The organism is Caulobacter sp. BE254, from assembly GCF_031457295.1.
Classification (GTDB): domain Bacteria; phylum Pseudomonadota; class Alphaproteobacteria; order Caulobacterales; family Caulobacteraceae; genus Caulobacter.
In genome coordinates this window covers 32,213-53,011 of the sequence record NZ_JAVDWJ010000023.1, presented here as the reverse complement: position 1 = coordinate 53,011, position 20,799 = coordinate 32,213, and the positions used below count along the sequence as shown (strand labels likewise).

The following is a 20,799-nucleotide window of genomic DNA, read 5'->3' as shown; positions in this document are numbered from 1 at the left end:
TCCGACCACGGCATCGCACAGCCTCCCGCCAAAACCGCGAGAACTGTTACCCATCTATCCGGGCTGGTCCGTCACCTCTCTATCCGGGCAGGACACGCGCTAGATGCTCCCCCTCTGGGGGAGCTGTCGCGTAGCGACTGAGGGGGCTTTCCGCCCTAGGCCCCGCACTTGGCCTGGACCCGGGTCGTCGCGGCCTTGGAGGCGATCGCGGACGGGGCCTTGGGGTAGCGCCGGGTCAGCTCGTCCAGGGTCTTGCAGGCGTCGGCGGGCTTCTTCAGGGCCACCAGCGAGCGCGACAGCTTCAGCACCGCGTCGGGCGCCCAGCTGGTCTGCGGCCAGCCGCGCACGGCGCCCAGATAATTGCCGGCGGCGTCGCCATAGGCCTCGCGCACGAACTGGGTCTCGCCCAGCCAGTAGCGGGCCTCCGGGGCCTTGGCGCTGTCGGGGAAGGCCTCGACATAGCCGGCAAAGGCCTGCTCGGCCCCCGCATAGTCGCCGTCCAGCAGCATCTGGCGGGCCGACTTGAAGGCGGCGGCGGGATCGGTCGAGGCCGGGGCCGGGGCGGCGGCCACGGGAGCGGCGGCGACGGCGGCGGCCGCGGCGGCGGCCTCCTGGTCGGCGATGCGCTTTTCCAGGGCGGCCAGGCGCTGGTCCAGCGCGTCGGCCCGGGCCTTCTCGGCGTCGTTGGCGCGGCGCGCCTCGTCCAGGTCGTGGGTCAGGCCCTCGTTCTGGCCGTTCAGCTTGGTCAGGGTCTGTTCCAGGTCGCGCATCCGCTCGGACATCGCCGCGATCTGGGCGTCGGTCTCGGCCGCCTGGACGACGACCGGCTTGCCGGTGTCGCGGCCCTGGAAGACGATCGCCCGCAGTTCGCGGACCACCTTCTCCATCTTGTCCAGCCGCTTGGCCGAGCGGTCGTCCAGCGGGTCGGGCATGGGGGTCTGGGCCATGGCCGGGACCGTGGTGAGCGCCAGAACGGCGGCGAGCAGAGCGGCTTTCAGCTTCATGTCGGCGATTATGCCCCGGTTGCGGACAAAAGTGCGGCCAAAGGCCAGAGCGTTGCGAGGATCGCCCCGACGGCGCGTAAAAACGTTGTCATCCCGGAAGCGCGGAGCGCTGTCCGGGACCCAGGGCGGCTGCACCGCATCGGCCGCTCACCTGGATCCCGGACAGCCTCTGCGAGGCTTCCGGGATGACAACGGGAAGAGAACCCCTCCCCAGCGAGGGAAGGGGAAGATCAACTACCGCGCGCCGTCGGTGATGGCGGTGCGGGCGTTGCGGTTCTTGGCCCAGGCGTCCTCGTTGGTGCCCGGGTCGATCGGGCGTTCCTTGCCGTAGGACAGGGTCTCGATGCGCGAGGCCGAGACGCCCTGGCCGGTCAGGAACTCGCGAACGGCGTTGGCGCGGCGGGCGCCCAGGGCCAGGTTGTACTCGCGGGTGCCGCGTTCGTCGGCGTTGCCCTCGATGCGCACCTTCACCGCCGGATAGCGGTTCAGCCACTGGGCCTGGGCCGACAGGGTCGGCTGGGCGTCGCTGCGGATGTCGTAGCTGTCGGTGTCGAAATAGACCCGTTCGCCGATGTTGATCACGAAGTCCTGCACCGTGCCCGGCAGCGGGCCCTGGTTGACCGGCGACTCCGGCGTGGCCGGCGCCTGGTACGGGGGAGGCGTGGGTTGCGAGGCTTCCGGCGTCGGCGCCGCGGGACCCGCGGGCTTCGGCCGCGAAGCACAGGCGGCGAGCGAGGCGGCCGCCAGACCGATCATCGCCAGTCTAGCGACCCGTTGGGTGTCGAAGCTCATCCAGTTTCTCCTCAAGTCCACGGCCAAGGTTCGTAGTTCTAGCGCGTGTGGCCTTCGCGGCGCCGCGCCAAATCGTACCTTGCACCTCACAATGGCGTCAGAATGTCGCACGACCACCTGGTTTCATCCGCCGCGTGAACGCCGGATGAACGACGATGAGGCAACGCGCCGCCATGGCAGAGGTTGCCTCAAAAGCGTGTGGATGGATGGCCCAAAACGCTCTGCTCGTCGTTCCCCGGGCCCCTCAGATATTGCCCAGAGCGTGACCGCACTCCGGGCAAGTTCGGAAAATGGGCAATGGAAACCGCCCCAAGCCGCCGGGCGCGCGCCTCAAATGCTCAACGGTGTAGAGCGTCGCGCGGCAGGCCCGACACCGCCTGGAGATCAGGTACAGCGTCGCCGGGATGAAGAGCAACGGGATCGGCGCCAGCGCAATCCACGCTGGCGCTCCGCGAGAGGCTAGAGCCACGGCCACAAAGGGGTATAGGGGCGTGGCGCACATCACCCCATAGCTCAGCATGAAAACGGCCTTGCGCATGGTCAGGTGATCAATCCAGCAGCGGCGACCAGGCGGGGTCCGACGCGGCGCCCTGATAGGCGGCGGGGCGCAGGATCCGGCCGGTGATGTCCACCGTCCACAGCCGCGAATTGCCGTTGGAGCTCTCGCGCGAGAACATCAGCACCCGGCCGTTGGGCGCCCAGGTGGGGCCTTCGTCCAGGTAGCTGGTGGTCAGCAGGCGCTCGTCGCCGCCGTCTGCCCGCATCACGCCGATGTGGAACTCGCCGCCGGTCTGCTTGGTGAAGGCGATGAAGTCGCCGCGCGGGCTCCACACCGGGGTGGTGTAGCGGCCGCCGCCGTACGAGATGCGGCGCACGCCACTGCCGTCGACGTTCATGATGTAGATCTGGGCCTGGCCGCCGCGGTCGGAATTGAACACGATCTTGCTGCCGTCCGGCGAGAACGACGGCGAGGTGTCGATGGCCGGGTCGGTGGTGATCCGCGTCGACGAGCGGCTGCGCAGGTCCATCACGTAGATGTCGGAATTGCCGCCCTTCTCGACCGAGAAGGCCACCTTGCTGCCGTCCGGCGAGAAGCGCGGGGCGAAGACCATGCCCGGGAACTTGCCGATGGTCTCGGTGCGGGCCGTCTCCAGGTTGGTCAGGTAGATGCTCGACCCCGTCGGCCGCAGCGCCATGTAGGTGATCTCCTGGCTGGTCGAGGAGAAGCGCGGGGTCATGACGATGTAGGAGCCGTCGGTCAGGTACTGCGGGTTGGCGCCGTCCTGGTCCATGATCGCCAGCTTCTTGACCCGGGCCAGCTTGGAGCCGCTCTCGGCGACGAACACCACGCGGGTGTCGAAATAGCCCTTTTCGCCGGTCAGCCGCTCATAGACCGCGTCGCTGATCTTGTGGGCCACGCGCCGCCAGTTCTCGGCGGTCGAGGTGAACTGCAGGCCCAGCAGCTGCTGCTGGCTGAAGGTGTCCCACAGGCGGAAGTCGACGCGCAGGGTGCCGTCGGCGCCGACCGTGACCTGGCCGTTGATCAGGGCCTGGGCCCCGGTGGCCTGCCAGTCGGGGAAGCGCGGCTGGACGTTCACGTCGGTCAGCTTGTCGGCGACGTTGCTGACGTTCAGCGGCTGGAACAGGCCCGAGCGCTCCAGGTTGCCGCTGATGACCTGCGAGATGTCGGCCCCGCGCCCGCCGCCCGAGAAGGCGGGGATGGCCACCGGCAGCGGCTTGACCGCGCCCTTGTCGATGTCGACCTCGATCTGGGCGCGGGCCGCGGTTGGCGCGAAGACGGCCATGGACAGGGCCAGGACGGCGGCGCTGGCCAAGGCGGCGGGCAGACCCGTGAAGACGGACTTGAGGTTCATGCTGGGCATCCTCCCTATCGCGCCGCGCAAGCGTCGCGCGCCTTGAAGTTCAAATTGAGTTGCTGGCCGTAATAGTCGGGCGGCAGGCCCTCGAACGGCGCCGACTGGTAGACCGCGCGGATCGCCCGGTCGGCGGCGGCCTTGACCACCGGGTCGGGCGAGCGTTCGGCGTCGGCGGCCGTCACCTGGCCGACGATGCGCCCGCCGGTGGCCAGCTTGAAGCTGACCTTGACCTGCACGGCCGCGCCGCCCTCGACCTCGCAATTGGGGTTCCAGCGGCGCTGGATCTCGTCCTTCATGCCGTTGATCGCCGCGGCCTGCAGGCCGGTCATCGCCCCGGCGCCGGGACGGGCCTGGGTGGCGGTCTCCGGACGGGTCGGGCCCTTGGCGGCGTTGGCCGTCGGCTTGCCGGTCGCCTTGGGCGTCTTGGCCAGGGTCTTTTCCAGCGAGGCGAAGAAGTCGGGTTCGGGCTTGGCCGGCTTGGGCGGCGGCGGCTTGGGGGTCGGCGGCTTGGGCGTCGGGGTCGGCGCGGGCGCGGTCTTCGGCGGGGCCGGGGCGGGCGTCGGCACCGGTGCTGGCACCGGGGCCGGCGGCTGCGGCGTGGCCTCGGGCGTCGGTTCCTCGGTCTGGGCCGTCTGGTCCTGCACGTCCTCGATCGCCGGCCGCACGTTGGTGGGGCCCTCGGTGACGATGGTCACCGGCACGCTCTCGCCGATGATCACCGGCTTGGACGGCTTCCACGGCCCGATCAGGATCGCGACCACCACCAGGACGTGGAGGCCGATCGACCCGACCAGGGCCGGGGAGAAGTTGGTCTTGTCGTCCCTAGGCGTCACCGGGCGACCACCTCACTGCGCCGGACGCAGGGCGCCCGCGTCGGAAGCGCCCGGGGTCTTGGCCGCGGCGCCCGAGGACGGGCCGCCGGTGTCGGTCAGCAGGTTGATCTTGGCGAAGCCGGCGTTCGACAGCGCCGCCATCACCTGGGCGACCGTGGCGTAGTTGGCCTTGCCGTCGGCGCGCACGAAGATCGGCTTGTCGTAGCCGTCGCCGGCGATCGACGAGATGCGCGGGGCCAGCTCGTTGAAGGGCACCTCGCCCTCGCCGATGAACACCGCGCCGTCGGCCTTGATCGACACCGTGATCGGCTCCTGCTGGTTCTGCAGGGCGGCGGCCTCGGTCTTGGGCAGCTCCAGCGGCACGCCGGCGGTCAGCAGCGGGGCGCTGATCATGAAGATGATCAGCAGCACCAGCATCACGTCGACCAGCGGGGTGACGTTGATCTCGGACAGGGCGCCCTTGCCCCGTCGGCCGCGGCGGCGACCGCGACGGCCGCCGGTGGCGAAGGCGTCGTTGGCGGACATGGCCATGGGGTCAGACCCGCTCGCTCAGACGGCGCTGGATGGCCGTCGACAGGTCGTCGGCGAAGTTCTCCAGCCGGCCGGCGTACTTGCCCGCATCGGTCGAGAACTTGTTGTAGGCGATATAGGCCGGGATGGCGGCGATCAGGCCGATGGCGGTGGCGAACAGCGCCTCGGCGATCGACGGGGCGACCACGGCCAGCGAGGTGTTCTTCGACAGGGCGATGTTCTGGAAGGCGTGCATGATGCCCCAGACCGTGCCGAACAGGCCGATGAACGGGCTGGCGGTGGCGACGATGGCCAGGCTGCCCAGGCCCTCCTCGGCCTTGCCGGTCTCGCGGGCGATCAGGGTGTCCATCATCCGGTCGATGCGCTGGATCAGGAAGGCGGCCTGGGCCTCGCCGATCGGCCCCTTGGCCTTGGCCTCGCGCCATTCCTTCAGCGCCGCCTGCAGCATGCGCGGCAGGGGATGGCGCGGATTGCTCCCGGCCTGGGCGGCCACCTCCTCCAGCCCCTGGCCCGAGCCGACCTGGTCCTCGAATCGGTTGGCGGCCCCGTTCAGGCCGGCGAAGCGGAACAGCTTGTCGATGATCACCGCCCACGAGCCCAGCGAAGCCAGGATCAGGCCGATCATCACCGCCTTGACCACCCAATCGGCCTGCAGGAACAGCGAAATGAAGGAAAAGCTCTGGGGGCCTGCGGCGGCGTCCATGCGGGGTCAGCTCCGTTGGGGCGTCAGTATCGTGGAAGGTGAATAGCGCACCTCCCGGGGTTCCGTTGCGCCTTACTGACATGAAGCGGGGCAATGGTGAAACTATGACGATAGGCGGACGGCCCGGTTTTTTGCGGGCCGCCGCGCCGGGCTTCACCCCGTCTCCCTCGCTGCACGTCCAACACGGCATGCCCGGACGGGCTCGTTCCGAAGCCGATCTTCCCGTCAACACCGCTGAACGCGCTGCGGAGCGGCCCCAGGGAAACCCAGGAAGCGTCCCAGGCGCTTCCAACCTGGATCCCGTCACCCTCCCGACGCCTGCCTCTTTGGCGGCTGCATCCGGGGTCCTCAAGGGCGGCTCAGGGCTTGTCGACGAAGGCCTGGACGAGTCGAACGGTTGCGGTGGGATTTTCCTGCATCACCCAGTGGCCGGAGTTCGGGATCAGCCCGGGGGTCACATCGGAAGCCGCGGCGCGCATGATGTCGGCCATTTGCGCGCCGAGACCCTTTTCGGCGCCCAACGCCAGCACAGGCGTCGCCAGTTTTCCGTGCGCGGCCGCCCACGCCCGATTGTCGGCCGCATCCTGGTCGAAGGCGCGATACTGCTCGAACGCGGCGTGCATCGCGCCGGGGCGCGCGTAGAGCGCGGCATAGTGGCCGCGCGACCGCTCCGTGAAGCGCGCCGGGTCCGCCGAAAACTCGTTCCAGAAGCGATCGAGATAGATCCGCTCGCGCCCCTTGACGAGCCGCTCGACGTCCGGGCCGCCAAAACGGAAATGCCAGGTCGCCGGACTCCTCGCGATCTCGTCCCAGGCGCCAATCCCGGGGATCGGCGCATCGATCACGACGAGCTTGGTCACCCGGTCCGGATATCTTTCCGCGAAGGCGAAAGCGACCATGTTGCCGATGTCATGCGCGACGACGTCGGATTCGCGCGACCTTCAGTGCGTCCATCAGCGCCGCGATGTCGGCGGCCTGGTTCATCTTGGAGAAACCGTCCGCCGGCTTCGACGATCGACCCATGCCGCGAAGATCCGGCACGATGACGGTATGGTTTCGGGCCAGGCTCGCCGCTAGCGGAGCCCACATGTCTCCACTTTCGCCAAAGCCGTGGATCAGGACGACCGCCGGTCCGCCGCCGCCGATGCGCACATGGATCGTCGCGCCGTTCGCTTCGATTTCCTGGGTGCGAAAATTCGGCCGCATAGGGCGGCTCCTGCGCCTGGGCGGGTGTGGACGCCGCCAGCAAGGCAGCCGCCACGCAGGCGAACGGGAACGTCGTCAAAAGGCGATTGGGCAAGCTCGTCTCCTCCGGCGAGCCGCTTTGTACGGCGCCGCTTCCTCACGTCGGTGTCTTGTCCGGGATGGCCTGCGGTCCTCCGGCGGACCACGCACCGGCAAGTCGGGTCGAGCCCGTTCAAGGGGTCACGACCTGACACCGCCGCTTGCGTCGATGATCGGCGCTCTTGCCGGCAAGGGGCGCCATCGCCGCGGGGCCTTTCCAGGTTGTTCCCTGGACGATAACGGCCGCCGCCTCCCCGCAACACCTATGCCTAGGTCGAGCCTGCCCAAGATCAAGGACCAGACCGACGCCGTCCCAAGGGCCTAGTCCACTCTGTCGATCGGCCTTGCCAGCCAAACCCGCGCCGCCCTTGGCGTTGCGGCGGACGGTGGACAATCCGCGGTCGATCAGCAGACCTTGAGCGCCGGATGCAGCGGGCGTCGGCGAAATCTAGGGCGTCGCCTCTAGCCACGGCGCCAGTTGGCCCAGCATCTCCGCCGTCGGCTTGCGGGGGCGACCGTCCAGGGTGATGCAGACCGCCTCGCCGGCCGCCTGGACGATCACCTGGTCGCCGCGGGTGATCTTCTGGCTGACATACAGGCGCGGGCCCTTGACCCGATCATAGGTGGTGCGCACCAGCAGGGCGTCGTCGATCCGGGCCGAGCGCCTGAAGTCCAGCTCCATGCGGATGATCGCGAAGGCGGTGTCGGCCGCGTGCAAGGCGGTGTGCGAGATGCCGATCCTGCGAAAGAAATCGCTTCGCCCCCGCTCGAAATAGCGCAGGTAGTTGGCGTGGTAGACGATGCCGGAAAAGTCGGTGTCCTCGTAATAGATCCGCACCGGCAGCTGGTGCTCGCGGCCGTCGAAGACGCCGGCGGTGGGTTCGATCATCCTGGGCTCCGGTCGGGCGCGGCGTATTGGGCTCTCGCCCTTGTAGTGCTATGTTCGTCCCATGAAAATCGAGCCGTCCCTGTTCGATGAGATCGACGACGAAGGGGAAGCCGCCGCCGACGCGCGCGCCGAGGCCGATGTCACGGCGGGCCGCGTGATCAGTCACGAGGCGGTCAGCCGTTGGCTGGCTTCCTGGGCGAACGGCGCGCCGACCTCGCCGCCCAAGGCGGGCGACTGAGGGATTGCGTCGGGTCATCTGGACAGCGGAAGCCATAGCCAATCTCGACAGCATCTTCACCTATGTCGCCGGCTTCAACGCGCCGGCCGCCGCGCGCTTGGCCCAGCGTTTGCAGACGGCGGCCAACAGCCTGGTCGAGCATCCCGAACGCGGCCGAGCCGCCTCGCGGGGCCTGCGCGAACTGGCCACGATCCATCCGTACCTAATCCGCTACCGGTTCTCGGACGAGGCCGTGGTGATCCTGCGCATCCGCCACGGCGCGCAGCGTCCGGACTGAGCTAGTCTTCCCCGAACAGCCCGCCCTGCACGATCTTCGGCGCCGAGACCGGCTCGGTCAGACCCAGGTGCAGATAGGCCTTGCCGCAGGCCATCCGGCCGCGCGGGGTGCGCTGGATGAAGCCCTGCTGCATCAGATAGGGCTCGATCACGTCCTCGACCGCATCGCGGGCCTCGGCGATGGCGTAGGCGATGGTTTCCACGCCGACCGGCCCGCCGCCGTAGTTGTCGATCATGGCCCGCAGGTAGCGGCGGTCCAGGCTGTCGAGCCCGCTCTCGTCGACCTCAAGTCTGGCCAGGGCCATGCCCGCCGCCTTGCGGTCGATGACGGTCGCGCCGTCGGCCGCGGCGAAGTCGCGGACCCGGCGCAGCAGGCGGCCGGCGACGCGCGGCGTGCCCCGGGCTCGCTTGGCTATCTCGTCCGCCCCGTCGTCCGACAGCGGCGCGCCCATCTTGCGGGCGGCGTGCAGCAGCACGTGGCGCAGCTCGGCCGGGGTGTAGAACTCCAGGCGGATCGGGATGCCGAAGCGGTCGCGCAGCGGCGTGGCCAGCATGCCGGCCCGGGTGGTGGCCGCCACCAGGGTGAAGGGGGCCAGGTCGATGCGGATCGAGCGCGCCGAGGGCCCCTCGCCGATCACCAGGTCCAGCACATGGTCCTCCATGGCCGGATAGAGGATCTCCTCCACGGTCGAGGGCAGGCGGTGGATCTCGTCGATGAACAGGACGTCGTTGGCTTCCAGGTTGGTCAGGATCGCGGCCAGGTCGCCGGCCTTGTTCAGCACGGGGCCGGAGGTGGCGCGGAAGTTGACGCCCAGTTCGCGGGCGACGATCTGGGCCAGGGTGGTCTTGCCCAGGCCCGGCGGGCCGAACAGCAGCACGTGGTCCAGGGCTTCGCCCCGGCCCTTGGCCGCCTCGATGAAGATGCGGAGATTGCCCTTGGCCTGCTCCTGGCCGACGAACTCGGCCAGGGTCTGGGGACGCATGGCGCGGTCGGACGCGGTGGGGATGGTCTCGCCGTGTTGGGGCTCGCCGGAGATGATGCGGGTCATATCCCCCCTCCGTCGGCTGCGCCGACACCTCCCCCACAGGGGGAGGATTTAGGCGCGCAAACCCTCCCCCCGTGGGGGAGGCGGCCCGAAGGGCCGGTGGGGGGAGTGTGACGAACGCTCACCGCCCCAGCTCCTGCAAACCCGCCTTGATCAGCGCCTGCACCGTGGCCTCCTCACCCAGCTTCGACGCCGCCGCCTCGACCACTCGCCGCGCGTTGACCTCGGCCACGCCCAGGCCCATCAGCGCCGCGACGGCGTCGCCGGTCGGGGCTGGCTTGGCGGGGGCCGACGGCGTCGACGGCGCGGTCATCAGCACCGGCCCGTCGGTGATCGGCTTGTCCTTCAGCTCGGTGACGATCCGCAGGGCCAGCTTGGGCCCGACGCCCGAGGCGCGGCCAACCGCCGCCTTGTCCTCGCGCGCCACCGCCGAGGCCAGTTCGGCCGGCGACAGCACGTCCAGCACCGCCATGGCCGCCTTGGGGCCCACGCCCTGGATGGCCTGCAGCAGCACGAAGGCCTTGCGGTCCTCGCGCGTCCCGAAGCCGTACAGCCGCAGGCCGGCGCTCTCGCTCCACTGGCTCTCGATGTGCAGCAGGGCCTCCTCGCCCAGGGCCGGCAGGCGTTGCAGGGTGCGCGAGCCGCAGCGCACGACATAGCCGACGCCCATCACGTCGATCAGCGCCTCTTCCTCGCCGACCTCGGCCACGGCCCCACGTAAGCGCCCGATCATGCCACCCTCCGGTTGGCGACGCGCAGGTTGGCGTGGGTGATGGCGACGGCCAGGGCGTCGGCGCAGTCGGCCGTGGTCTTGCCGGCGGTCGGCAGCACGCGGGCGATCATGAAGCCGATCTGGGCCTTGTCGGCCGCCCCGGTGCCGACCACCGCCTTCTTGACCAGGCGGGTTGAATATTCGGCCACCAGCAGGCCGGCGCGGGCGGGGGCGATCAGGGCGGCGGCGCGGGCGTGGCCCAGCTTCAGGGTCGACTGGGCGTTGGTGTTGAGGAACACCTCCTCGACCGCCGCCTCGTCGGGCCTGTGTTCCTCGATCACCGCGCAGATGCCCTCGAACAGATGCAGCAGGCGACTGGCGAAGTCGGCCTTCTCGTCGGGGGCGATCACCCCGTGGGCGACATGGCTCATGCGCGAGCCCTCGACGCTGAGCACGCCCCAGCCGGTGCGGCGCAGGCCGGGGTCGAGCCCCAGGATCCGGATCGGAATGCGATTCGCGTTCATCATGTGTTCTCGCACCATCGCCCGGATTCCGCCCGAAGAAAAGGCGCGGGACGCGGTCCAGCAAAACACGCGACTTGCCTAACGAAAGCTTAAATTTAGACGTCCCGAGCGCAGGATGTCCCCAACGGTTGTCATCCCGGAAGCCTCGCAGAGGCTGTCCGGGACCCAGGGGACTGGGCTGATGCGGTGCGGTTGTCCTGGGTCCCGGACAAGCGCTGCGCGCTTTCCGGGATGACAACGGGTGGAGGCTCAGGCCAAACTCAGCGCCGGGGCGCAGAACAGCCGGGTCAGCAGCAGGGCCTCGACGGCCGGGGCGTCGAGGCCGACGCAGAGCTCGGCGTTGGGCTCCCCATCGATCCGCTCCAGGCGGCCCAGGTGCTCGCCGTCGGTCAGCACCCGCAGGCGGGCGGGCTCGAAGACGAACAGCTCCGGGGCCACGACGCTGGCGGCGACCACCGCGTCGTGCGGGTGGCAGCCGTCCTCCACGCCCCAGACCCGCCGATGGAAGGCCATGTACGGTCCCATCGCCTTGTTCAGCCGCGCCGACAGCGGCGTGCCGCAGGCGGCCGAGCCTTCGGCCATGGCCCGGGCGGTCAGGGTGACCTGGGCGCTGACGTCCAGTGGCACCAGCCGCGGCATGACCCCGCGCTCCAGCACCCGGGCCAGGGCCTCGGCGTCGCTCCAGCTGTTGAAGTCGGCCCCGCCGGCCGCCTTGCCCTCGACGGAGAAGGCCCCGGCCATGATCGTCGGCCCCCAGCCGCGGAAGGCGCCGGCGTCCTCCAGCAGCCCCTGGGCCAGGTTGGTCAGCGGCCCCAGGAACAGACCGGCCACCTTGGCGCGGGCGCGAAAGGCCAGCAGGCTGCCGCCCTGGCCGCGATCCAGCTCGGGCAGCTTCCAGCGCTGGGAGAAGCCCGCGCCGTTCAGGCCGTCGACGCCGTGGGCCGGGCGCATCCGCTCGACCCGCCGCTTGGCCACCCCCGAGCCGGCGCCGATATAGACCTCGGCCGGACAGCCGGCCAGGCGCAGCACCCCGCGGGCGTTGGCGGCGGCCTGGTCGACATAGGTGTTGCCGAACACCGCCGAGACCGAGACGATCTCCACCGCGTCGCGCGAACGCGCCAGCATGGCCAGGGCCAGGGCGTCGTCCACGCCGCAGTCGGTGTCGATGTGCAGGCGCAGCGGCATGGCGACAGCATAGCGCGAGAGGGGCTGTCGCGAGAAGACGGCGTGGCGTCGCGCGGCTCATATACGGCGAGGATCGGGGATGACCGGCGACCGTCAGTCCTTGCGCGGCCGGATGGCGAACTCCAGCACGCGCGGGTCGGCGCGCAGGACCGCCGACAGCTCGTCCAGGCGCAACACGCCCCGGCCCGAGAACGGTCCCGACAGCTCGAACACCGCCCCGCCCTGGACCAGTTCCTGGCAGACCCGGGCGCCTTGCAGGTCGAAGGCCTCCAGCATGCGCCGCAGCTCGGCCCCGTCGATCACCGCCTCGCGGCGCGAGCGCACGACGATCTCGGCGAAGTTCTTCTGCGGCATGTGGCGGTCCAGCCAGCGGGCGGCGCTCAGCACCACCAGCGACAGCACCGTGCCGCCGACCGCCAGCTCGTACAGCCCCACCCCGAACAGGGTGCCGATCGCCGAGGTGATCCACAGCGAGGCCGCCGTCGTCAGGCCGTGCACCGAGGCGCCCTGCTGGAAGATCACCCCGCCGCACAGGAAGCCGACGCCGGTCAGGATGCCGTGGGCCATGCGGACCGGGTCGATGCGCACCACCTCGTTGGGCGCGCCCTGCAGCCAGGTGATCTGGTGCACGGCCCCCAGCATCAGCAGGGCCGAGGCCAGGGCCACCAGCATGTGGGTGCGCAGACCCGCCGGCCGGGCCCGATACTCCCGCTCGAACCCGATCGCCCCGCCGGCCGCCAGGGCGCCGAGGATGGGCAGGGCCAGTTGGAGAGGGGCGTCCATGCGGAGGGAACGGGTGAAGGGGGCGAGAAGCTCCCGCGCCGGGCCCCCTCCGGCCCTTCGGGCCACCTCCCCCAGAGGGGGAGGAGCTATCTCGGCGTAGATGCTCCCCCTCTGGGGGAGCTGTCGCGGAGCGACTGAGGGGGCTAACCCAGCTTCGCCACGTCCTCGTCGCTGATCTCTTCGTTCGAGTAGACGTCCTGGACGTCGTCGTCGTCGTTGAGCGCGTCGAGCAGCTTCATCAGGGTGGCCACGGCGTCGCCGGTGACCGGGACCTGGCTCTTGGGACGCCAGGCGATCTTGGTGTTGCTGGCCGGGCCGAACTTGGCTTCCAGGGCGGCGGCCACCTCGTTGAGGTCCTCGAAGGCGGTGTAGACCGTGTGGCCCTCGCCCTCCTCGTCCATGTCCGACACCACGTCGTCGGCGCCGGCCTCGATGGCGGCTTCCATCATGGCGTCTTCGCTGGCGGCCTTGGCCGGATAGCTGATCTGGCCGACGCGGTCGTAGTTGAAGGTCACCGAGCCGGTGGCCCCCATGTTGCCGCCCATCTTGGTGAAGTAGGAGCGGACATTGGCGGCGGCCCGGTTCCTGTTGTCGGTCAGCACCTCGACGATGATGCCGACGCCGCCGGCGGCCACGCCCTCGTAGCGGATCTCGCTGTAGTCGGCCGCGTCGCCCATCTGCGACTTCTTGATCGCGCGGTCGATGACGTCCTTGGGCAGGCTCTCGGCCTTGGCGTTGTTCACCGCCAGGCGCAGGCGCGGGTTCATGTTCGGGTCGGGCAGGCCCGCCTTGGCCGCCACGGTGATCTCCCGCGACAGCTTGGAGAACAGCTTGGACCGCGCGGCGTCGGCGCGGCCCTTGCGGTGCATGATGTTCTTGAATTTCGAGTGGCCGGCCATTCGGAGGCTCTTCTCTGGTCTGCGAAGTGAAAGGTAGGGCGCGCTTCTAGCGTCTGAAGCGGGGTATTGTCACCCCGCTTGCGCGGAACGGCCCTTCCTCGCCGGCCCGGATCGGGGACAGGCGCATGCGCCTGCCCCGGCCAGCCTCACGCCACCTTCAGCACGACCTCGATATTGCCGCGCGTCGCCTTGGAATACGGGCAGACCTCGTGGGCGGCGTGCAGCAGCTTTTCGGCCGTCTCGCGGTCCAGGTCCGGGGCGTTCAGCGTCAGGCGCGCGCCGACGTGGAAGCTGACGTCGTCCTTGATCAGGTCGACCTCGCTGTCCAGGCTGTGCTCGCCCAGCTTGACCCCCTGGTTGCGGGCCACCAGGCCCAGGGCCCCCAGGAAGCAGGCCGCGTAGCCGGCCGCGAACAGCTGCTCGGGATTGGTCCCCTCGCCGTTGCCGCCCATCGACTTGGGATAGCCCAGCGTGACGTCCAGGTGGCCGTCGTCGGTCTTGGCCGTGCCCTGGCGGCCGCCGACGGCGTGGGCGCGGGCGGTGTAGATGGCGTCGGTCATGGGAGGCTCCTTTTGCGAAAGTCCAAATGGACACATGGTAGGTGACAACGGCAACACACAACCAAAGCTTGACCTTGGGGCGCGGCGAAATACAACCTTGAAGAACAACACGCCCAGAGATCGCGCGATGGCCACACAACCAGCTCAACTCCCAAATCTCTATTGGGCGCAACTGAGACAGGTGAAAGCCGCCAGCGTTTACATGCGCCTTTATCGTAATCGCCTAGCCAAGCAGGTGCGCGCGATCGAACTGATCAAGGCCGTGAGCTCCAGCGGTGCAATCGCCGGCTGGGTAGTGTGGAAGGATTTTCCATTTCTCTGGGCGGGCATCATCGCCGCAGCGCAGCTGCTCGACGCCCTTAAGGGTGTTTTTCCATTTGCCAAGCTGCATCGCGCCGCCAGCGATCTGACCATCGCGATGGAGACAATCTGGATAGACGCCGATGCGGAATGGACCGACATCTACGCGGGGCGGCTGACCGACCAAGAGGTTAGCAAACGGCTGCAGAAACTACGCAAGCTGCAGCTGGACGCCGAACGTAAGCATTTCCCTGAAGGTTTCGAGCCCGACCCGAAGCTCATCGCGCTGGCGGAACAGGAAGCCGAAAGCTATCTTAGGATCACCTTCGATGACGAGGTCGCGCCGTGAACCCTAACGACCCTAAAGCCCCCAGCGGTGGACGCTTTGTCGAACGCGGTACGATATTTCCAACGTTCAAGGTGAATGTCCCTATGCCGGCAGGGACTGCACCAACCCGACCCGCTCCACCGCCTCAGGCCTCCAACAAGCCGCCGCGTCGCTAGGCGCCCTCATCACACCTCCGGCACCGTCTCCTTCAGCCTTCCCCCCACGCGGATCGGCTCGACGCGGACCGCCAGGCCCGTGCGGTCGTCGGTCTCGACGAACACCCCGCAGACCGTGGCCGGCCCCGAGGCGGGGGTATAGCGGCCGCCGCTGATCTTGGTGGTGAAGCGCCGCAGGGGCTCCTCCTTCTGGTTGCCGATCACGCTGTCATAGTCGGCGCAGGCCCCGGCGTCGGTCTGGTAGGCGGTGCCGCCGGGCAGGATCTGGGCGTCGGCGGTGGGCACGTGGGTGTGGGTGCCGACCACCAGCGAGGCGCGGCCGTCGCAATAGTGGCCCATGGCCATCTTCTCGGAGGTGGCCTCGCAGTGCATGTCGACCACCACCGCGTCGGCCACCTGGCCCAGCGGGGCCTTGTCCAGCTCGCGATCGGCGGCGGCGAACGGGTCGTCCATGGCGTCCATGTGCACCCGGCCCAGCAGGTTGATCACCATGATCGTCCGGCCGCCCTCGGTCTGGAACAGGTGGCTGCCCTTGCCCGGCGCGTCCGACAGGATCGGATAGTTGGCCGGCCGGATCAGGCGCGGCTCGCGGACGATGTAGGTCAGGGCCTCGCGCTGGTCCCAGCTGTGGTTGCCCAGGGTCAGGCAGTCGGCCCCGGCCTCGAACAGCTCGCGCGCGGTGTTCTCGGTGATGCCGAAGCCGGCGGCGGCGTTCTCGGCGTTGATGATCACGAACTCGAGCCCGAGTTGGCGGCGCAGGGCGGGCAGGTGGTCGGCCAGGCCGTCGCGGCCCGACTTGCCCACGACGTCGCCGAAGAAAGCAAAACGCATGAATTAGTCCTCTTGGACGGCGATATACTCGCTTTCCGTCAGGATGGCGTCCAATCGTTGGTCGTGCGGCTCATCGGGCAGGCCGTGTGTCTCCTGGCCCACATAGGCCAGGCCCAGCACGAAGACGCTCTTGTGGGCCCGCAGGGCCGCCAGCGCCCGGTCGTAATAGCCGCCGCCCTGCCCCAGCCGCCGTCCCTGGCGGTCGAAGGCCAGCAGCGGCGTGACCACCAGGTCGGGCTCGACGATCGGCTGCTCGGGGGGCGGAGCGACCAGGCCGATGGCGTCTCGGGCCAGGGCCTCGCCGGGGGTCCAGCGCCGATAGACCATGCGGCCGCCGGGCAGTTCGGGACCGACGCCCTCCACGCTCGGTAGGGCCAGGGTCCAGCCGGCGCTCGCCAGCCAGTCGACCAGGGGCAGGGCCGAAAGCTCCGAGCCCAGGCCGTGATAGACGGCCGCGACCCGGCCGCGCGGATCGGGGAAGCGCTGCGTCAGCGGCCCCCGGGCCACGTCGACGACCGCGCGGTCAGCCTCGGGATGCTCGCGCGCCAGGGCCTTGCGACGGTCGCGGACGAACACGCGCAGGGCGGTCTTGGCGGCGGCGGGATCGGCGATCGTCATGAAGCCCTCATCCAATCAGTTCGCGGTCAGCGCGAAACTGCACCCAGGCATGGATGGCGTACACGAAATCGCTGTGCGTCAGGGTCCCGGGATCGAGCCGGCGGGGAGACAGCAGGGTTGCGAGTTCGGCGTTGAAAAGTTGATAGTCCTCGCGCATCGCGCCGGCGCCAGGCAAGGGCGGCGCATCGCGGGCGCGATGGTCCGAAAGCCAGTCGCGAACACAGCGGATCGCCTCATCCGGATCGTTGCCGTGCGACTCGATGTCCTGGCCGCTGATATCCGAGAGGGCGGCGTCGTAGCGATGGCGATCGGCGTCCAGGATCAACGCACGCTTGCGGCGATGACGCGGCTCGCCGAGCAATCGGGCGCCGAGGTGAAGTCCAAGCTCCATCGGCATGTTGAACCGAGGCAACGCGCCCCGTTCGACCTCGACCCGCGACAGGTCGTGTATGCCCCAGTCGCACTCGCCGATCATCCGGGCGATCTTGTCGATGCGGATCTCGGCGCCGTCGGTCGAATCCAGCGCGCAACGAGGATGATAGCCTGACAAGACGATCGTGAAGACCATCGCCCGGAAGATCGGCTGGAAGTCGCTATCGAACGGACAGTTTATGAAGACGGATCGGGCCGCCGGAAACCTAACCCTTGGACGCGGCGTCACGCGTCGTATCGTTCATTGTCCGGAACCCTTCCCGGATGACCTCGGCGATCGCGGAACGTTTTCCGACCATGGGCTGGATCGTGATCCCCCGATACACGACAGCGCGATCCTGCCGGCTGACGTCGGCCTTCGCCGAGCGGGTGGTCGATGTCTTGCGCGCAGTCGCCATGACCGGAATTATGGCATGAAACAGAGTGAACAAGTGAAGAAAGGTGGCGGCGCCGTGAAGAACCGTGAAGACGTTTCAATCCACTCGAACCTGTTAGTTACAGGTGGGCCCCGTGTTCCCGCAGCCACGGCCACGGGAGGGAACAGGTCCCGATAGAGAGATTAAGGTCCCTGGGAATAGAAATCTTCGACGAGGGCCACAGCTGACCCGCCGAGAGGGAAGATAGGCGTTCGGGGCGTCGGGCGCCAGGGGGGCGTTGTCGCACGCCTCACGCTTTGCATTGGCAAGGTATGCAGAAGTCATACCGTTTGCTACAATCCCCGTTATGCCCGTCGTCAACAAACGCACCGTCAGCCTACCCGCCGAGCAGTCGAGCTACGTCGACCAGTTGGTGGCGTCCGGCAGCTATGCCTCGGCTAGCGAGGTGGTGCGGGCCGGCCTCAGGGCGCTGCAGGAACGCGACGCCGCCGTCGAGCGCTGGCTTCGCGAGGATGTGGCTCCCGTCTATGACGCGATGCAGGCCGCCCCTGGGCGGGGCATACCCGCCGCGGACGTCTTCGCCTCCATCCGCGCGCATCACGCCGATCGGCTGAAAAAGGCCTGACGTGACGCGAGCCGTCACCTTCGCGCCCGAAGCGCGGAACGACCTGTTCGAGCTCTACAACTATATCGCGGGTCGCGGCGCGCCCAACGCCGCCATGGACTATATCGCTCGACTGGAAGCCCGCTGCATGGCCTTGGCCGATTTTCCGGAGCAAGGTCGCCAACGGGATGACGTTCGCCCGGGCTTGCGCCTCCTGGGTTTCGAGCGACGGACGGCCATCGCCTTTCACGTCACGCCGTCCGAGGTGGTGATCGACCGGATTTTCCATGGCGGCCAGGACGTTCTGGCGGCGTTCGAGACCTGACGCTCCGACCGCTCAGCCCTTCACCAGCTCCCCCATCACCGCGCGCCATCCGCGCTGCGCCTCCGCCCCCGCCCGGTCGAAGGCGGCGCGCAGGTGGCGGGTCTGGGCTTCGGTGAGTTCGGCTTCCAGCTTGCGGCCGGCCTCCGTCAGGGCCAGCCGCTTGACCCGGCGGTCCTGGGTCGAGGCCTCGGCGCGAACCAGGTCCATCTCCATCAGCTGGCGCAGCGGCGCGTTCAGGGCCTGCTTGCTGACGGCCAGCAGGTCCAGCAGGCCGCGCACCGACACCTCGGGCCGGCGGCCGATGAAATAGAGGATCCGGTGGTGCACCCGCCCCAGGCCCCGCCGCTCCAGAATCCGGTCTGGACGATCGGTAAAGCCGCGATAGGCGAAATAGAATTGCTCGATCGCATCGTGCAGATCGGCCGATGGGGCAGGATTATCCAGGTCAACCATATTGACACAATAGGTCCGACGCGCTCATCGTGTCGATAGGTCAAGATCATTGACGCTGTTGAGAGGTGAGCCATGGCGCGGCTGTCGATGCGCAGTTCGGATATCAAGCCCTCGCCGGTCCGCGAGATGCTGAACGTGTCGCAGCGCCCGGGCATGATCTCGTTCGCCGGCGGCCTGCCCTCGCCCGAGACCTTCGCTGGCCTCGACCTGCCCCCGCCGCCGCGCGAGCTGCTGCAATACGGCCCCACCGAGGGCGAGCCGGCCCTGCGCGCCCGGATCGCCCAGGACCTGGCCGCCCTGGGGCTCGACACCGCGCCCGACCGGGTGATGGTGCTGTCGGGCTCGCAGCAGGGCATCGACCTGGCCGCCAAGCTGGTGATCGACGCCGGCACGGGCCTGGCGGTGGAGTCCCCCGCCTACCTGGCCGCCCTGCAGGTGTTCCGCTTCTATGGCGCCCGGTTCGAGATCATCGACCGATCCGCGCCCGGAGCCGGCTGGGGCGAGACGCCGCCGGCCACGGCCCCGCCCTCGATGGCCTACGTCATCCCCACCTTCCAGAACCCCAGCGGCCATTGCTGGACCGCCGAAGAGCGCGCGACCATGGCGGCGGCCTGCCAGGCCCACGACGTGATCCTGTTCGAGGACGACCCCTATCGCGACCTGGTCTACGAGGCCTGCGAGCGCCGGCCGGTCTGCGCCGGCCTGACCGGCGGGTCGTGGATCTACCAGGGCTCGTTCTCCAAGACCGTCGCCCCGGGCCTGCGCCTGGGCTACCTGACCGCCTCGCCCGACCTGTTCCCGCTGCTGGTCCAGCTGAAGCAGGCCGCCGACCTGCACACCAACCGGCTCAGCCAGTGGATGGTGCTGCAGTACCTGAACGATCCCGGCCGGGCCGAGCGGATGGACCAGGTCGCCGCCCTCTACCGCCGCAAGCGCGACGCCTTCGCCGAAGCCCTGACCCGCCATCTGGGCGACCGGGCGTCATGGTCCCTGCCGCCGGGCGGGCTGTTCTTCTGGCTGACGCTGCGGGACGGGATCGACGTCGAGGCGCTGTTGCAGCGCTGCGTCGCGCGCGGCGTGCTGTTCACCCCGGGCAGCCACTTCCTGGCCGAAGGCGGGGCTTCGCCCACCATCCGCCTGAACTTCAGCCTGGCCGAGCCGGAGGCGGCGGAACGTGGGCTGGCTGTGATCGCGGAGGCGCTGCGGGAGCGCTGACCCGCAGACGCGAGATGTCCCTCCCCCTTGTGGGGAGGGACAGGCTAAGTTACCCCTGAACCAGGGCTTCGATCTTCTCGGACGCCGCGTCCAGGGCCTTTATGGCGCGGATCTCGACGCGGGTCTGTTCGGTCTGCAGGCGGGCCAGTTCCGACTGGGCGTGGGCCAGGCGCAGCTTGAGGTCCGACAGCTCGTCGGCCAGCAGCAGGGCGCCCATCAGGAACAGCCGCGTCTCGCCCAGCTGGCCGACGTCCTGGCTGACCTGGCGGACCTGGCGGTCGAACAGGCGGGCGATCTCCAGCAGGTGGGCTTCCTGCCCGTCCTCGCAGCCGACGGTGTAGGGCCGGCCGTTCACCTGGATGGTCAGTTGGGCCATGGCTCAGGCCTCCCGTTCCGTGACGCCGTCATCTTGGTCGAGGTCGCCGAACAGGTCGCTCGCCTCGGCGCCCTCGTCCTGGTCGTCCTCGTCGTCATGGACGCCTTCGGTGATCAGGCTCTCGTCGCCCAGGGCGGCGCGGATCTCGGCGATGGCGCGGCCCAGGGCCTCGGAGGCCTGCTCGCCGGCCTCCTCCAGCGCCCTCTCGCGGGCCCGGGCGGCTTCGAGGTCGAGCGCCAGGCGCGCGGCCTTGGACTCCGCCTGGGCCTGGGCGTCGGCGTCGAACAGGCTGGGGTCTCCCGAGGTCGCGTCGGACGACGCGCTCGACGAGGCCGCCGCGGCGGCGGCCGAAAACGCGGCCAGGCGCGCGGTGCGCTCGGCCGTGATCTTCTGCTCCAGCTGGCTGACGGCGCGCTCCAGGCGGCGCGCGGCCAGTTCGAGGGCGTTCCCTTCGCCCGGGGTCATCGGCATCGTCCAACGGTCATGCAGCGCAACATATAGACTGCGGCCTGCTTCGCCACCCGCCATGGCGACAATTGGGCGACGAAACCGCGTGGATAACAATAGGTCATCCAATGTGAGCGCTCGCACAGGTTTCTTGGGGTTGACTTCCCCGCCCCGCACCGCA

29 protein-coding genes are annotated in these 20,799 nt (G+C 69.1%); 7 read left to right on the top strand and 22 right to left on the bottom strand.

All coding sequences use genetic code 11. The features are described 5' to 3' along the window. Positions 1-155 precede the first annotated feature (155 nt). The 9 genes from ybgF to J2X41_RS24595 all read right to left on the bottom strand — a co-directional run bounded on the left by ybgF (position 156) and on the right by J2X41_RS24595 (position 7,913). The gene (ybgF, locus tag J2X41_RS24635; RefSeq protein ID WP_310087119.1) at positions 156-1,004 is read right to left on the bottom strand and encodes a tol-pal system protein YbgF; all 849 of its coding nucleotides are present in this window, start codon (positions 1,002-1,004) and stop codon (positions 156-158) included. Positions 1,005-1,238: 234 nt separating this feature from the next. Continuing rightward, positions 1,239-1,811 (bottom strand): peptidoglycan-associated lipoprotein Pal, encoded by a 573-nt coding sequence (gene pal / locus J2X41_RS24630; RefSeq protein WP_310087125.1) that lies wholly within the window; start codon positions 1,809-1,811, stop codon positions 1,239-1,241. Between the two features lie 533 nt (positions 1,812-2,344). Continuing rightward, the gene (gene tolB, locus J2X41_RS24625) at positions 2,345-3,670 is read right to left on the bottom strand and encodes a Tol-Pal system beta propeller repeat protein TolB (RefSeq protein ID WP_404979983.1); all 1,326 of its coding nucleotides are present in this window, start codon (positions 3,668-3,670) and stop codon (positions 2,345-2,347) included. A gap of 14 nt (positions 3,671-3,684) precedes the next feature. Continuing rightward, positions 3,685-4,506, bottom strand: a complete 822-nt coding sequence (locus J2X41_RS24620; protein WP_310087118.1) for an energy transducer TonB — start codon at positions 4,504-4,506, stop codon at positions 3,685-3,687. A 12-nt stretch (positions 4,507-4,518) separates the two neighbouring features. Then, positions 4,519-5,037: a biopolymer transporter ExbD gene (locus J2X41_RS24615; protein WP_310087117.1), complete on the bottom strand. Its 519-nt coding sequence runs from the start codon at positions 5,035-5,037 to the stop codon at positions 4,519-4,521. A 4-nt stretch (positions 5,038-5,041) separates the two neighbouring features. Further along, the gene (tolQ, locus tag J2X41_RS24610; RefSeq protein WP_310087116.1) at positions 5,042-5,740 is read right to left on the bottom strand and encodes a protein TolQ; all 699 of its coding nucleotides are present in this window, start codon (positions 5,738-5,740) and stop codon (positions 5,042-5,044) included. A 359-nt stretch (positions 5,741-6,099) separates the two neighbouring features. After that, positions 6,100-6,639 (bottom strand): alpha/beta hydrolase, encoded by a 540-nt coding sequence (locus tag J2X41_RS24605; protein WP_310087115.1) that lies wholly within the window; start codon positions 6,637-6,639, stop codon positions 6,100-6,102. Between the two features lie 10 nt (positions 6,640-6,649). Then, entirely contained in the window at positions 6,650-6,946 is a 297-nt protein-coding gene (locus J2X41_RS24600) for an alpha/beta fold hydrolase (protein WP_310087114.1), read from the bottom strand. A 526-nt stretch (positions 6,947-7,472) separates the two neighbouring features. Further along, on the bottom strand, positions 7,473-7,913 hold the full coding sequence (locus J2X41_RS24595) for a YbgC/FadM family acyl-CoA thioesterase (protein WP_310087112.1): 441 nt from the start codon (positions 7,911-7,913) through the stop codon (positions 7,473-7,475). A 61-nt stretch (positions 7,914-7,974) separates the two neighbouring features. On the opposite strand from J2X41_RS24595, the gene J2X41_RS24590 reads away from it, so the two are divergent. Further along, the gene (locus J2X41_RS24590; RefSeq protein WP_310087109.1) at positions 7,975-8,151 is read left to right on the top strand and encodes a CopG family transcriptional regulator; all 177 of its coding nucleotides are present in this window, start codon (positions 7,975-7,977) and stop codon (positions 8,149-8,151) included. A gap of 4 nt (positions 8,152-8,155) precedes the next feature. Further along, the gene (locus tag J2X41_RS24585; protein ID WP_310087106.1) at positions 8,156-8,428 is read left to right on the top strand and encodes a type II toxin-antitoxin system RelE/ParE family toxin; all 273 of its coding nucleotides are present in this window, start codon (positions 8,156-8,158) and stop codon (positions 8,426-8,428) included. A gap of 1 nt (position 8,429) precedes the next feature. Here J2X41_RS24585 and ruvB read toward each other — a convergent pair whose 3' ends face one another. The 7 genes from ruvB to J2X41_RS24550 form a co-directional block, all read right to left on the bottom strand. Beyond that, positions 8,430-9,476 (bottom strand): Holliday junction branch migration DNA helicase RuvB, encoded by a 1,047-nt coding sequence (ruvB, locus tag J2X41_RS24580; RefSeq protein ID WP_057186352.1) that lies wholly within the window; start codon positions 9,474-9,476, stop codon positions 8,430-8,432. A gap of 118 nt (positions 9,477-9,594) precedes the next feature. Then, positions 9,595-10,206, bottom strand: coding sequence for a Holliday junction branch migration protein RuvA (gene ruvA, locus J2X41_RS24575; protein ID WP_310087103.1), 612 nt, complete (start codon positions 10,204-10,206; stop codon positions 9,595-9,597). After that, positions 10,203-10,724, bottom strand: a complete 522-nt coding sequence (gene ruvC, locus J2X41_RS24570) for a crossover junction endodeoxyribonuclease RuvC (protein WP_310087121.1) — start codon at positions 10,722-10,724, stop codon at positions 10,203-10,205. Before ruvC ends, ruvA begins: the two co-directional genes overlap by 4 nt. 234 nt (positions 10,725-10,958) lie before the next feature. After that, complete coding sequence (locus tag J2X41_RS24565; protein WP_310087101.1) at positions 10,959-11,894, bottom strand: nucleoside hydrolase; 936 nt, start codon at positions 11,892-11,894, stop codon at positions 10,959-10,961. A 93-nt stretch (positions 11,895-11,987) separates the two neighbouring features. Next, on the bottom strand, positions 11,988-12,677 hold the full coding sequence (locus J2X41_RS24560) for an MgtC/SapB family protein (RefSeq protein ID WP_310087100.1): 690 nt from the start codon (positions 12,675-12,677) through the stop codon (positions 11,988-11,990). Positions 12,678-12,820: 143 nt separating this feature from the next. After that, positions 12,821-13,576: a YebC/PmpR family DNA-binding transcriptional regulator gene (locus J2X41_RS24555; protein ID WP_310087097.1), complete on the bottom strand. Its 756-nt coding sequence runs from the start codon at positions 13,574-13,576 to the stop codon at positions 12,821-12,823. Positions 13,577-13,722: 146 nt separating this feature from the next. After that, positions 13,723-14,136, bottom strand: coding sequence for an organic hydroperoxide resistance protein (locus J2X41_RS24550; RefSeq protein ID WP_310087095.1), 414 nt, complete (start codon positions 14,134-14,136; stop codon positions 13,723-13,725). A gap of 97 nt (positions 14,137-14,233) precedes the next feature. Between J2X41_RS24550 and J2X41_RS24545 the strand changes: the two genes are divergently transcribed. Next, positions 14,234-14,785 (top strand): hypothetical protein, encoded by a 552-nt coding sequence (locus tag J2X41_RS24545; RefSeq protein ID WP_310087092.1) that lies wholly within the window; start codon positions 14,234-14,236, stop codon positions 14,783-14,785. 164 nt (positions 14,786-14,949) lie between these two features. On the opposite strand, the gene J2X41_RS24540 is transcribed toward J2X41_RS24545, so the two are convergent. From J2X41_RS24540 to J2X41_RS24530, 3 genes are read right to left on the bottom strand one after another with little or no spacing between them, the layout of a single operon-like run. Continuing rightward, on the bottom strand, positions 14,950-15,771 hold the full coding sequence (locus tag J2X41_RS24540) for a TIGR00282 family metallophosphoesterase (RefSeq protein WP_310087089.1): 822 nt from the start codon (positions 15,769-15,771) through the stop codon (positions 14,950-14,952). Between the two features lie 3 nt (positions 15,772-15,774). Further along, a complete protein-coding gene (locus J2X41_RS24535) occupies positions 15,775-16,389 on the bottom strand; it encodes a 5-formyltetrahydrofolate cyclo-ligase (protein WP_310087086.1) in 615 nt (204 codons plus the stop codon). Positions 16,390-16,396: 7 nt separating this feature from the next. Beyond that, a complete protein-coding gene (locus J2X41_RS24530; RefSeq protein WP_310087084.1) occupies positions 16,397-16,957 on the bottom strand; it encodes a hypothetical protein in 561 nt (186 codons plus the stop codon). 128 nt (positions 16,958-17,085) lie between these two features. Here J2X41_RS24530 and J2X41_RS24525 point away from each other — a divergent pair, with 128 nt between their 5' ends. The 3 genes from J2X41_RS24525 (at position 17,086) to J2X41_RS24515 (ending at position 18,127) form a co-directional block, all read left to right on the top strand. Beyond that, on the top strand, positions 17,086-17,238 hold the full coding sequence (locus J2X41_RS24525) for a hypothetical protein (protein ID WP_310087082.1): 153 nt from the start codon (positions 17,086-17,088) through the stop codon (positions 17,236-17,238). 306 nt (positions 17,239-17,544) lie between these two features. Continuing rightward, the gene (locus tag J2X41_RS24520) at positions 17,545-17,823 is read left to right on the top strand and encodes a type II toxin-antitoxin system ParD family antitoxin (protein ID WP_310087080.1); all 279 of its coding nucleotides are present in this window, start codon (positions 17,545-17,547) and stop codon (positions 17,821-17,823) included. Position 17,824: 1 nt separating this feature from the next. Then, positions 17,825-18,127: a type II toxin-antitoxin system RelE/ParE family toxin gene (locus J2X41_RS24515; protein WP_310087078.1), complete on the top strand. Its 303-nt coding sequence runs from the start codon at positions 17,825-17,827 to the stop codon at positions 18,125-18,127. Positions 18,128-18,139: 12 nt separating this feature from the next. Here the strand turns inward: J2X41_RS24515 and J2X41_RS24510 are convergent, their stop codons facing one another. Beyond that, positions 18,140-18,580, bottom strand: coding sequence for a MarR family transcriptional regulator (locus J2X41_RS24510; RefSeq protein WP_310087076.1), 441 nt, complete (start codon positions 18,578-18,580; stop codon positions 18,140-18,142). Between the two features lie 72 nt (positions 18,581-18,652). On the opposite strand from J2X41_RS24510, the gene J2X41_RS24505 reads away from it, so the two are divergent. Continuing rightward, positions 18,653-19,795: a PLP-dependent aminotransferase family protein gene (locus J2X41_RS24505; RefSeq protein WP_310087075.1), complete on the top strand. Its 1,143-nt coding sequence runs from the start codon at positions 18,653-18,655 to the stop codon at positions 19,793-19,795. A gap of 49 nt (positions 19,796-19,844) precedes the next feature. On the opposite strand, the gene J2X41_RS24500 is transcribed toward J2X41_RS24505, so the two are convergent. Both J2X41_RS24500 and J2X41_RS24495 read right to left on the bottom strand, forming a co-directional pair. Next, a complete protein-coding gene (locus J2X41_RS24500) occupies positions 19,845-20,171 on the bottom strand; it encodes a cell division protein ZapA (RefSeq protein WP_012284839.1) in 327 nt (108 codons plus the stop codon). A 3-nt stretch (positions 20,172-20,174) separates the two neighbouring features. After that, on the bottom strand, positions 20,175-20,636 hold the full coding sequence (locus J2X41_RS24495; protein WP_310087073.1) for a hypothetical protein: 462 nt from the start codon (positions 20,634-20,636) through the stop codon (positions 20,175-20,177). Positions 20,637-20,799: the final 163 nt, after the last annotated feature.